Source organism: Comamonas sp. AG1104 (assembly GCF_003350425.1).
Taxonomy (GTDB): domain Bacteria; phylum Pseudomonadota; class Gammaproteobacteria; order Burkholderiales; family Burkholderiaceae_C; genus Comamonas; species Comamonas testosteroni.
In genome coordinates, this window is the sequence record NZ_QQAS01000006.1 from 335,253 (window position 1) to 347,656 (window position 12,404).

Consider the following 12,404-nt stretch of genomic DNA (forward strand, 5'->3'; position numbering starts at 1 on the left):
GCCCCCTATATTTTCATTCCATCTCTTCTTCGAAAACGACCGATGGTGCAGCGACGACGCGTGCAATGTCCGTGGGTGCCGTAATCAGACTTTTGCTTACATAGCTGAAGGGGGTATCAGGCTCGAGGGCTGCAGTTGCCAAATGCGCTTTTGCCTGATTGAGAGTGATGTAGTAGCTGCCCATGGGGGCTTCAATGGCTCCACGCGTCAGGACAGGGGTGTTGCTGCCGGTACGCGATGGGGTGTAGTTTTCTGCCAGCATCTGGCCAGATTCTGCAATCTGCATGACTTGCACTCCCTGCAGGCGCAAACGGTCGACGGCTCGTCCTGAGTCAGCCGACAGCCAGTAACCGCATGGGCGCGGACGGCTTTGTTCGGGCTTTATGTTCAGTGATGAATTCCAGTCCACACGGGCTTCGATTTCCTGTCCAGATTCGGCCTGCAGCATCCGGATGGTGCGCTGCTCAGGTGTTTGTTTGGACTGGATGGTCAGGGTGTTGCGGCAAGCGAGAGCGGAAATATCGCGGGACACAAAGGATTCGACTTGCTTGAGGTTTTTTGATTTCTCGGCCGTGGCTCGCAGTGCTGCAGTTGCCGCAGTGACCAGGCTGTGCACTCGGCGCTGAATGTGCAGGCGCCCCAGATCGGAGCCGCGGCTGGCTATCAGCACAGCGACAGAGTTTTTGAGACTGCTGGTGTTGGCAAGAGTGTCGGCAGTCAAACCGGCCATGGACATTGATTTGTCCTCAGGCTGAGCACTGGGCTGAAAAAACCATTCATTGCTGAGCTCTGCCTGCTTGAGAGCGTTGCGTATGGGTTGGCTGAACCACTCTCGCGCAGCCTTGTTGACAAATTCGTGTGCATTGGCCGTGGCAGCGGGTTGCAGCAGTACGTCGTAGCGTTGCACGGCCTGAAATTTCTGCAGCAACATGCCAGCTGCTGCAAATTCACGTAGATCAATCACCGCAGCCGGACGGTAGTTGCGGGTCAGGCGGGCGAGGGCCTGTGCTTCCGGAGTGCTCAACAGCAGATGATCGTGAACGAGGTCTGTGCCGTCTGCTGTGACGTGGCTGGCCGAGCCTGCCGCATCAGGATTGGCTCGGGGTACGATGATGATGTTGGTCTGCTGCAGCAAGGGCGCCAGCAGGCCGCCTTGGCTCAGTTCGCGTGCAACGACCAGCAGGGCCTCAGTGCTGGCTGGTTCGTCGCCACGCTGGCCGCCGACCAAGAGCACGGTGGGTTTGCCGCTGCTGTTGATGGCTGTTGCCTGGGTGCTTTGGCCCTGAATCGCAATAAGCGCTTGAATCGGAAGTCCTCTTTGAGAGGTGCCGATAGTGACGGCGGACAGTTGCAAGCCGTTGCCGGCCTTGCTGCTCACTGATTGCAGCCATGCAGAAATTTCTGTCTGCGTGCTGAACTGCTGTCGCCCGCTACTCAGACCCGGTGTGTCATAAAGAGTGGTGGGATCGGCAAAGAGAGACTCGATGGCCGGGTTATAGGGCAGGGCTGTCAGCTGTGGCGTAGGAGCCACCGCCTGGCTGATCACCGAAGGAGCGGCCGGAGAACTTGTTGCGGAGGGTGCTGGGGCTGCTGCAGGGCCTGACATGCCAGCCCAGGGTGGCAGTTGCACATTGGCACAGGCCGTCAACAGCACTGCCGAGCCCACTGTCGTCAGCTTGAGCATGCTTTGGGTCCAGACGGACCGCGTGCGCTTGGCATGAGAGAAAACAGGCTTGGTAAGAAATGTCATAAGTTCAACGCAGATAAAAACAACATGCCAAGAGCGAAAGCTCAAGCTTCGCACATCTGGAACCCATATTAGGTCGGCTGGCTTGCTGTCGGCTGTCAGCGCGCAGCGATGCTGCAGCTGGAAAAAACAGAAGGGCTGCAATATTGGAAATTGCAGCCCTTCAGGAGGTTGGGTTGAAGGTGACTCACACCTTCAACCATAGACGCTGTGGATTAGCGGCCGTAACCGCCACCAAAGCCTCCGCGGTTACCACCGCGATTGCCTCCGCCAAAGCCACCACGACCGCCGCCAAAGCCGCCACGGCGACCACGGTCAGCCATGCTGTCCACGCTGGTGCGCATTGGATCAGGTTGGCCACCACCGTTGCTGCCGCGCGCGCCGTTGTGGCGGGCGTGGCCTTGCTGCGTACCCAGGTGCGCATCGGCACGGGGGGGCTGGTCGTCGTAGCGGTTGCCGCGCTCACGATCACCGAACTGGCGGGCGCCGCCGCGTTTTGGGGCCCGCTGTTGATCGCTGTTGCCCTGGGGGCGTGGAGTACGGTCGCTCTGGCCGAAGGAATTGCTGCGTTCGGTGCCGCGATCTGAGTTGCGTTCGCCGCGTTCCACAGCCTGCTGGCCTTGGCCGCGCTGATTGTTGACGCGGTTGTTGCTGCGGGGCTTGTGCTGTCGTGCGGGGCGTTGCTGTGCTTCACCCTCTGCTTCGCCTTGCTGGGCATCTGCTGAAGCAGGGCGACGGCCACCGCGGCCGCCGGTGGGCGTCTTGTTGGAGCGGATGCGCTCCATCATTTCCTGGCGGGCCGCCTTGGCAGCTGCCTGCATCACATCGCGGCTGGGAGGCTTGCCTGCGCCACCCCACAGGGTCTGTCGGCCCATGGCGATGGGCTCGGCGATTTCGCCTTCTTCAGGGCCAAAGCCTTCGATGGGCTGAACCGGAATCTCCTGCTTGGTAAAGCGTTCGATATCCATCATGAAGCCTTCTTCGTCCATGCAGACCAGGCTGACTGCGTTGCCTTCGCGGCCGGCGCGGCCGGTACGGCCGATACGGTGTACATAGTCTTCCGAGATATTGGGTATCTCGTAGTTCACCACGTTGGGCAGTTCGTCAATGTCGATGCCGCGTGCCGCGATATCTGTTGCCACCAGCGCGCGCAGCTCGCCTGTCTTGAAGCCTTCCAGGGCCTGGGTGCGGGCGCTCTGGCTCTTGTTGCCGTGCAAAGCCATGGCGGAAACGCCGTTCTTGGTCAGATACTCGGCCACATTGTTGGCGCCAAACTTGGTGCGTGTGAACACCAGCACCTGACTCCAGTTGTTTTCCTGGATGATGTGCAGCAGCACCTGCTTTTTCTTGCCGCGCCCCACGGGGTGGATGACCTGCTTGATACGCTGCACGGTGGTGTTGCGCGGCGTGACCTGGATGGATTGGGGGTTGCGCAGCAGACCATTGGCCAGCTCGCGAATTTCATCGCTGAAGGTGGCAGAGAACAGCAGGCTTTGCTTATCCTTGGGCACCAAGGCCAGAACCTTCTTGACGTCATGGATGAAGCCCATGTCCAGCATGCGGTCGGCCTCGTCCAGGATCAGCATCTCGACGGTGGACAGGTCCATGAAGCCCTGACCGGCCAGGTCCAGCAGACGGCCAGGTGTGGCTACCAGAACGTCAACGCCTTTTTCGATGCGGGCGATCTGTGGCTTCATACCGACACCGCCAAAAATCACGGTGGAGGTAATGTCCAGATATTTGGCGTAGCTGCGCAGGTTTTCTTCCACCTGGGCCGCCAGTTCGCGGGTAGGGGTCAGCACCAGCGTGCGGATGCCCTTGCCGCCAAACTTGTTCTTGGGCGCTGTGCCGCTTGCCAGGCGCTGCAGCATGGGCAGCGTGAAGGCGGCTGTCTTGCCGGTTCCGGTCTGAGCGCCAGCCAGCAGGTCGTGCCCGGCAAGAACCAGAGGAATTGCCTGTGCCTGAATGGGAGTCGGGTTTTCATAACCCTGTTCTTGTACGGCCTTCAGAATGGCGGGTGCCAGATTCAGTTCTTCAAATGTCATTGTGATCAATTGCGCCAATCCTGGGCGCGGGGTATCAGCCTGTCATGGCACCCGTGGGGTGCCTGGCCAGTTGTAGGCAGATATAGTTTGCGTGTTGGGAGCTTGGAAACGCTTCCTTTGTCCCCAGCTGAAGTGCTGCTGCAGCAGGCAACTGGACGCCTGTTGCGAGGGGTATTGTCGCATGCACCGATAATCATGGTTTGATTGCCGTGTAAAGCGGCACACTTTTTTGCATAAATCCAAGTAACTCAAAGCAATTCGGACATGGCTCAATACGTTTTTTCGATGAATCAGCTGACCAAGACGGTGCCGCCCAAGCGCCAGATCTTGAAAGGCATTTCCCTGAGTTTCTTCCCCGGCGCCAAGATCGGCGTGCTGGGTCTGAACGGCTCGGGTAAGTCTTCGCTGTTGAAGATCATGGCCGGTGTGGACAAGGAGTATGAGGGCGAAGCCATCCCCATGCAGGGTCTGTCCATCGGCTACCTGCCCCAGGAGCCTCAGCTCAATCCCGAGCACACCGTGCGCCAGGCTGTGGAAGAAGCTATGGCCGAGGTGAACAATGCCAAGGCCCGCCTGGAAGAGGTTTACGCAGCTTACGCAGAAGAGGATGCGGACTTTGACGCCCTGGCTGCCGAGCAAGGTGAGCTGGAAGCCATCATCGCTGCTGCGGGCACGGACTCCGAGCATCAGCTGGAAATCGCCGCGGATGCACTGCGTCTGCCGGCATGGGACGCTATCGTGGGTCAGCTCTCCGGTGGTGAGAAGCGCCGCGTTGCCCTGTGCAAGCTGCTGCTGTCCAAGCCTGACATGCTGCTGCTGGACGAGCCGACCAACCACTTGGACGCCGAGTCCGTGGACTGGCTGGAGCAGTTCCTCCACCGCTTCAGCGGCACCGTGGTGGCCATTACCCACGATCGCTACTTCCTGGACAATGCTGCGGAATGGATTCTGGAACTGGACCGTGGCCACGGTATCCCTTACAAGGGTAACTACTCCGATTGGCTGATCCAGAAGGGTAACCGCCTGGAAGCCGAGCAAAAGGGCGAAGAAGCCCGTGCCAAGGCCTTGAAGAAGGAACTGGAGTGGGTGCGCCAGAATGCCAAGGGCCGTCAGGCCAAGTCCAAGGCCCGTATTGCGCGCTTTGAAGAGCTGAGCGATTACGAATACCAGCAGCGCAATGAAACACAGGAAATTTTCATTCCTGTGGCCGAGCGACTGGGCTCCAAGGTCATCGAGTTCACCAATGTCTCCAAGTCCTTTGGCGACCGCATGCTGATCGACAACCTTTCGATGAACATTCCCGCTGGTGCCATCGTCGGCATCATCGGACCGAATGGTGCCGGTAAGTCGACTCTGTTCAAGCTGATCGCGGGTAAGGAGCAGCCTGATTCAGGTACGGTGGACATCGGCCAGACTGTGAAGATGGCCTTTGTGGACCAGCACCGTGATGAACTGGCCAATGAAAAGACCGTGTGGGAAGACATCTCCGGCGGTTTGGACATGATCACCGTGGGCAAGTTCACGATGGCGTCGCGCGCTTACGCGGGCCGCTTCAACTTCAACGGCCAAGACCAGCAAAAGAAGGTCGGCAACCTCTCCGGTGGTGAGCGCGGTCGCCTGCACCTGGCCAAGACGCTGATTCAAGGCGGCAACGTGCTGCTGTTGGACGAGCCCTCCAATGACTTGGACGTGGAAACCCTGCGTGCGCTGGAAGACGCGCTGCTGGAATATGCCGGTACCGTGATGGTCATCTCGCATGACCGCTGGTTCCTGGACCGTATTGCCACCCATATCCTGGCCGCCGAAGGCGATTCCCAGTGGGTATTCTTTGACGGCAACTACCAGGAGTACGAAGCCGATAAGAAGAAACGACTGGGTGAAGAAGGTGCTGCGCCCAAGCGTATGCGTTACAAGGCGTTGAAGTAAGCATCAAAATGTCTCCGGCATCAGCTGGAGCGGGTATTCTTAGGGGCTATGAGCCTCGCACATGCATCCGTTTCCGTGCTGCGCACCTGCCTTGTCCAGGTGGTGCGTGGCGCTGATGCATTCGCGCTGCGATTGTTGCAGCGCACCGAATATGCGTTGGAGCAATCGCTCTCGACGGGTTTCCACTCTGCAAGGCGCGATGTGCTCGGCGCTGCGCTGCATAACCTGCAGCAGCACCGGGCTTCGGTGATCAGCAGCTTCCCGCAGAACTTGCTGGAGGCGCTGGTACTGTCAGCGCGCCAACCTTTTTCCTTTTCTGCACAGACGCTGGATACCGTCACTGGCCGGCTTTTGCCATTGGCGGCCATGGCCGAGTCGGCCAGCCGTCAACTAAAGGCCGAGCACAAGCTGGTGCAGATGGTCGAGCCCCAGGTCGAGCTTGCGCTGGCCGATCTGGATGCGTTGATGAGCGGCGCTCAGGGACTTGAATCCGCTCGGCCAGAGTGCAATCCGCTGCGGCTGGAGAACTATGTACGCGCTTTGAGCCAGTCGTTGACGGCTGTTCAGCCCGCCACGGAAGTGGCCGATTGCTGGCATGAATTCATGTCGCAGCAGCTGGGCTCGATTCTGGCTTCTGAATATTCCCGTGCTGCCAATTTGCTGCGCCAGCATGGCGTGCAGCCTGCCCGCTATGGCGCGGACGGCGACACCCGGCCCCAATGCCTGCTGACCTTGCGGCTATTGCAGGAGTTGGCCTCAGATCTGCGCTGGATTGATGATTCGCGCTGCACCGTGCCCCAGTCGCTGACGGACTCCATGCTGGCGGGTTGGCCGGCGACAGAGCCGGCCTCTATCGCGCCTGTGCAAGATTCTGGGCTGGAGCCGGGCTGGACTTCGTATTCGGCCAATGCGCTGCAGACTTCGCAGCAACCCTGGGGACACAGTGCTCTGAGGGGATTGCACGCACCACAGCCCAGCCAGGCTCCCAGTGCTCTGATTCAGATCCGCACGCTGCAGCGCATGATGAGCCATATGACCAGCGACGGCCGCCTGCTGCCGCCGGTGCAGCGGGTCTTGTTGCGGCTTGAACCCATGTTGAGCCAGTTGGTGGTGCAAGACGGTGTTTTCTTTGAAGATCGCTTGCACCCCGCACGGCAGTTGCTGGACGAGCTGACGGCTCGTAGCCTCTGGTTTGCTAGCGAATCTGCACTGGGATTTGCTCACTTCATCACCGTGGCAGAAGCTGCGGCGAACCAGTTGGCAGGTGCAGGGCAGGCAAATGCGCATGTGTTTGCCCAAGTGCTGCAATTTGTGCGCGAGCAGTGGCCACCGGAAGGTCGTATGAGCCGCATTGCGGCTCTGAACCCGCATACCGAAGTCGAGCATTCCACGCGGCAAGGGCTGATGAGTTCGGCGCTGGGGTTGGTCGATCATCAGATTGCGGGCGCCATCGAGCAGATCAAGCCCGATGCCCTGCAACTGGCGCAGATGATTCGCAGCTTGCCCAGTGCCAAGGGTGTGCCTGAGGATATTCTGGATTTTGTGACCGGCCCTTGGGCTGGTGTGATTGCCCAGGCACAGCAGCGGGCCGAACCAGGGCAGGAGCGTGACCCGGGCGGTTATCTGGCACTGGTGCCCAGCCTGCTTTGGAGCGTGTCGCCTCAAGCCGCTCAGGATGTGACGCGGCTGGTGGCCATGGCGCCCAAGTTGCAGCGCCGTCTGGCGCGAGGCTTGCGCAGCGTGGGCCGCACGGATGTCGAAATCGCCGCACTGGCGGCCCGGTTGGGAAGCCTTCAGCAGCGGGTACTGGATGCGGCCGAGGCCGCGGGACAGTCTGGCTCCGACGAGTTTGCCAGGGCGGATGTGCTCGCTGAGTTGCCCAGTGTGCTGACGGGTCTGGATGGTGCCTTAGAAACCGTGCGCGCAGGGCTGGATATCACCTTGCCAGTACTGACCGACAGAGTCGAAGATGTGCCTGTGGTGACGGTAGCGCGAGAAACGCAAACCCAGGCGGCACACTATTCTTCCGGACCTGCCTTCAAGACAAAGCAGCAGAAGACGGTCGGTGCCGCCGTGCTCGAGGCTGAAGCCGTGGCTTCCAGCCCGATGCCCGTGCAAGCCGCCATGGGCCAGGGCAGACCTGCGGATGTTGCCGAATGGCCTTTGGGCACTTGGGTGGAGTTGTGCAACGAGCGCCAGCAACTGCGTACCAAGTTGACCTGGGTCAGTCCGCAGCAAAGCCTGTTTCTGTTTACGGCCGAAGACGGGAGCACCCAGTCCATGACGCGGCGCATGCGCGACAAGTTGCTGACGCAGGGACAGTTGCGGCGACTTGAGGCTATTGCCTAGCTTCTTGCACTTAGATCCTGATAGCTAGGCAGTGTTGTCTGGCCTTCGATCCACACCGATTGGGCGAGCAAGACAGCGCGCGCGGTGGCTACAGCCACAGCTTCGGCGGCCAATGTGCTCAGCGTCATCATTCCCAGCGACTTGCCGCTGCACGCCGTGCCCAGGGCGAACAGGCTGTCGCCGTCGCTCATGGTATGCACGGGGTTGATGGCACGTGCCAGGCCGTCATGGGCTACCACGGCCAGACGGTGGGCCTGGGCCTTGCTGATGATGGCGTCGGTCGCCACGACGCCAATCGTGGTGTTGCTGCCGGCCAGAACCGGCCTGGGCTCCTCGCCCGCCAGCAAGGCATCGCGGGTGCCGCGCAATTGCAGGCCGTCTGCCGTGCGTGCCCCGGCCAGCAACTCGCCGTTGAAGGGATTGAATACATCGCCCAGCGCATTGCAGGCAATGATGGCTCCCACGGTGACTCCATCGACGGTAAAGCTGGCCGTGCCTATGCCGCCCTTCATGGCACGTTCATGGCCGAAGACTTTGCCCACCACGGCGCCGCTGCCTGCGCCCACGCTGCCCTCTGCGGGTCGCTTGGTGCCGGAGTCCGGCCCCGCATTGCGGCTGGCTGCATAGCCGGCTGCGGCATCGGGGCGTATGCGCATATCGCCCATCATCACGTCAAACAGCACGGCGGCGGGCACCAGCGGAATGCGGCCCACGCCGATATTCAGGCCCGCGCCTTGTTCTTCCAGCCAGCGCACGGCCCCTGTGGCTGCGTCCAGCCCCCAGGCGCTGCCCCCTGCCAGCATGATGCCGTGGACCTCCTGCACCAGATTGCTGGGGTGCAGCAAATCGGTCTCGCGCGTGCCAGGGGCAGCGCCGCGCACATCCACACCGCCCACGGCACCCTGAGGGCACAGCACGGCGGTGCAGCCCGTGGGACGACGCGAGTCGCTGAAATGGCCGACGGAAATGCCCTGCACACGGCCGATATGGCCTTCGTGTGCGAGCAGATCATCAACGGTTGAAAAAGCGCTCATGCCAGTACTCCTTGCATCTCTTATGTGTTTTTGTAAATAAACAGATGGTTTTTTATTCTTTAGGGTTTGCCCGTGTAAGGTTCATACTTACTCACATTGTTGCAGTCCGGTAAACAAATGAGAACCGTGCTGCTCACGCGCATCAAATTCAAGGAGTGATCCATGCCCGCCCATTTTTCCTTTGCCGCCAGCCGCCGTGCCGTTCTGGCTACTGCCGCAGTCGCATTGCTGGCGACTGCCGGTGTGCCTGCTCTGGCCCAGGATCCAGCCAAGAAGAACCTGCTGATCGGTGCCACCGCCGGCTCCAACTATGACCTGCTGCAAAAAGGCATAGTGCCTCAGCTGCAGAAAAAGGGTTACCTGATCAAACTGGTCGAGTTCAACGACTATGTTCAGCCAAACTTGGCGCTGTCCGACGGCTCGCTGGATGCCAACTTCTTCCAGCACCGTGCCTATTTCGATCAGTTCACCACCGATCGCAAGCTGGCGCTGAGCGCGATTGCTCAGGGCCCGGTGGCCCCCATGGGCGTGTACAGCAAAAAGCACAAGTCTCTGGCCGATATCAAGAGCGGCGCCAAGGTGGCTCTGCCCAATGACCCCAGCAACCTGGCCCGTGCATTGCTGGTGTTGCAGCAGGCCGGTCTAGTCAAGGTCAAGGAAGGGGTGAACCCGGCCCGTATCTCCGAGTTGGACCTGGCTGCCAACCCTCACAAGCTCAAGTTTGTGGCGCTGGAGGCAGCCCAGCTGCCCCGCGTGCTGGAAGACGCTGACTATGTGGTTGTCAATGGCAACTTTGCCGTCTCCTCGGGTCTGAAGCTGAGTGAAGCCGTGGTGCTGGAAAAGACTCCCGATGTGTACCTGAACGTGGTGGCCGTGAAGACCGGCAATGAAAACAGCCAGTGGGCCAAGGATCTATCCGCAGCCTACCGCTCGCCCGAGTTCAAGGCCGTGGTGGACAGTCAGTTCCCCGGCTACTCCAAGCCTGCTTTCCTGAAGTGATCAGGCTTGACTGAAGACGCCAAGGGCCGCGATGCGGCCCTTTTTTCATGCTCGTGGATTGGTTGGTTATAGATGAAAAGCAAATAAGAGCATGGGTTTTTATTGGTTGGAATTTGCTCTCCCGGTCTGGATACTGCAAAGGCCTCTGCATGGATGCAGAGTCAGACCTTTGGTATCAAAACACAGTACATCAACGAGGAGCAAAGCATGACCACTCTTTTTTCCGTAGCGCACCACCGCCGCCGTCTTCTGACCACAAGCTTGCTGGCGGGAGCCGCTCTGGCCATGGGCGCCCTGCCGGCGGCGGCCCAGGACGCCGGCAAAAAGCAACTGGTCATCGGCGGCACGGCCGGCTCCAACATCGACCAACTGCAGTACGGCATTGTTCCCATCCTGCAGAAGAAGGGCTACAAGGTTCGCCTGGTGGAGTTCAACGACTATGTCCAGCCCAATCTGGCCCTGGCCGACGGTTCGCTGGATGCCAATTTCTTCCAGCACGAGGTGTATTTCAATCAGTTCAAGGGCGATCGCAAGCTGGATCTGACAGCCCTGGTGCAGGGGCCGATCGCGCCCATGGGCGTCTACAGCAAGCAGCGCAAGAGCCTGGCCGAGCTGAAGGAGGGAGATCGCATCGCCCTGCCCAATGACGCCAGCAATCTGGCTCGGGGCATTCTGCTGCTGCAGCAGGCGGGACTGGTCAAGCTCAAGGAGGGCGTGAACCCGCTGCGCGTGTCCGAGCTGGATCTGGCCTCCAATCCCAAGAAGATCAAGCTCGTGCCCCTGGATGCAGCTCATCTGCCGCGTGCGTTGGATGATGCGCAGTACGCCATCATCAACGGCAACTTCGCGATTTCCTCGGGCCTGAAACTGTCGGATTCGGTGCTGTTGGAAAAGACCCCTGAGCATTATCTGAACATCGTGGCTGTCAAGACCAAGGACAAGGATGCGCAATGGGCCAAGGACTTGGCTGCTGCCTACAAATCCGCCGAATTCAAGGGCGTGGTGGACAGCAAGTTTGCGGGCTATGCCAAGCCCGCATTCTTGCAATAAGGCTCAACCGACAAGGGCCTGAACTTCATGCTCCAGATGGCGCAGCGCACGCAGCTCGATCTGCTGCAGCTGCGCTTGCTGCGTTTCGGGCAGGCTCTGCAAAAGCGCAGCGGCGCCAAAGTCGCTGAGCACGGCCTGCCCGGTCTGCAGATCGCACAGGATATTGTGGGCGTACAGATCTCCATGCAGCAGGCCACGGCCGTGCAGATGGGTGATGGCGGAGCGTATGCCTTGCAGCAACTGCTGGGCCTGGTCGGCTTGCAGGCGAAGTTCGGGGTCATAGACATCACGTGTGCAGCTGTCGAAGCTTGGCGGCCCGGCTAGCGGCTGCATGGCTGAATCCAGCAGGGGCAGGGCCGTGGCCATTTGCCCGTCAGGAGCGCCCAGAACCTGCGCCAGCGGCGTCAGCAGATGAGGGTGCTGTCCTGCCGCAATGCCTGCTGCCAGTTCGGATTGCGGCGTACCGTCGCTGGTCCGGGCGGCCTTGAAAACCTTGAGTGCCAGCTCCTGTCCATTGAGGCTGGCGCGGTAGATATGGCCGCTGGCGCCTTCACCCAGCTTGCTGGCAATCTGCAAATTTTGATAGAAAATGGGCTCAATCCCATGCTCTGAAAGCGTATCCAGCTCCTGTTTTTGAGTCATTGGATTACCTGCCAGCGCCAGCCATGCCAGTTGGGGAAGCCGGAAGATGACTTCAGGAGCATCTCCGAAACGGTTGCTTGCAATGCGCAGCAACTCCAGCGCCTGGCAATGCTCCAGGCTCTGGGGCAGCTGCCTCAGCTGGTTGCATGACAGCATGAGCTTTTGCAGGCGCGTGCACCGGCCCATGGATTCGGGCAACTGGTGCACGTGGTTGTCCGTGAGAATCAGCCAGCGCAGGCGCGCCGGCAGGCTGTCCTCGGGCACATGCGCGATACGGCAGGCCTTGAAGCCCACCATTTCGAGTTGCGGCATGCGGCCCAGCACACGGGGCAGTTCGCTGAACAGGTTGCTCGAGGCAAACAGAATGCGCAACCGCGCAAAGCGCGTCAGATCATCGGGCAGGGTGGTGAGCTGGTTGCCGGACAGATCGAGGATCTCCAGCGTCTCGGCCAGCTGATAAAGCGCGGCGGGGAACTCGGTCAGGCCATCGCTAAGCCTGATATGGTGTGCGCGGGCCAGTGAGCCATTGGCCAGCCCGGAGTGAAACTGTTCTAGCGTCAACATAGGACGCGCAGTCTAAGCCTTGCGCACGAAATGCACAGAAAACACGAA

General features: G+C 60.2%; 8 protein-coding genes. 4 read left to right on the forward strand and 4 right to left on the reverse strand.

Annotation, left to right across the window (positions count from 1 at the left end; genetic code table 11):
• Nucleotides 1-13: 13 nt before the first annotated feature.
• Nucleotides 14-1,684 (reverse strand): M14 family zinc carboxypeptidase, encoded by a 1,671-nt coding sequence (locus tag DFO48_RS19040; RefSeq protein ID WP_233506464.1) that lies wholly within the window; start codon nt 1,682-1,684, stop codon nt 14-16.
• 278 nt (nt 1,685-1,962) lie between these two features.
• A complete protein-coding gene (locus DFO48_RS19045) occupies nt 1,963-3,792 on the reverse strand; it encodes a DEAD/DEAH box helicase (protein WP_114864448.1) in 1,830 nt (609 codons plus the stop codon).
• Between the two features lie 264 nt (nt 3,793-4,056).
• Here DFO48_RS19045 and ettA point away from each other — a divergent pair, with 264 nt between their 5' ends.
• Together ettA and DFO48_RS19055 are read left to right on the forward strand one after the other, a co-directional pair.
• Nucleotides 4,057-5,718, forward strand: a complete 1,662-nt coding sequence (gene ettA, locus DFO48_RS19050; protein WP_003063408.1) for an energy-dependent translational throttle protein EttA — start codon at nt 4,057-4,059, stop codon at nt 5,716-5,718.
• A gap of 48 nt (nt 5,719-5,766) precedes the next feature.
• The gene (locus DFO48_RS19055; RefSeq protein WP_114864449.1) at nt 5,767-8,067 is read left to right on the forward strand and encodes a DUF1631 family protein; all 2,301 of its coding nucleotides are present in this window, start codon (nt 5,767-5,769) and stop codon (nt 8,065-8,067) included.
• Here DFO48_RS19055 and DFO48_RS19060 read toward each other — a convergent pair.
• Nucleotides 8,064-9,101, reverse strand: coding sequence for a P1 family peptidase (locus tag DFO48_RS19060; RefSeq protein ID WP_114864450.1), 1,038 nt, complete (start codon nt 9,099-9,101; stop codon nt 8,064-8,066). The two genes, DFO48_RS19055 and DFO48_RS19060, sit on opposite strands and share 4 nt — an antisense overlap.
• Nucleotides 9,102-9,263: 162 nt before the next feature.
• Here DFO48_RS19060 and DFO48_RS19065 point away from each other — a divergent pair, with 162 nt between their 5' ends.
• Nucleotides 9,264-10,100: a MetQ/NlpA family ABC transporter substrate-binding protein gene (locus DFO48_RS19065; protein ID WP_114864451.1), complete on the forward strand. Its 837-nt coding sequence runs from the start codon at nt 9,264-9,266 to the stop codon at nt 10,098-10,100.
• A 207-nt stretch (nt 10,101-10,307) separates the two neighbouring features.
• Nucleotides 10,308-11,150, forward strand: coding sequence for a MetQ/NlpA family ABC transporter substrate-binding protein (locus DFO48_RS19070; protein WP_114864484.1), 843 nt, complete (start codon nt 10,308-10,310; stop codon nt 11,148-11,150).
• Between the two features lie 3 nt (nt 11,151-11,153).
• Here the strand turns inward: DFO48_RS19070 and DFO48_RS19075 are convergent, their stop codons facing one another.
• On the reverse strand, nt 11,154-12,356 hold the full coding sequence (locus tag DFO48_RS19075) for a leucine-rich repeat-containing protein kinase family protein (protein WP_114864452.1): 1,203 nt from the start codon (nt 12,354-12,356) through the stop codon (nt 11,154-11,156).
• Nucleotides 12,357-12,404 lie beyond the last annotated feature (48 nt).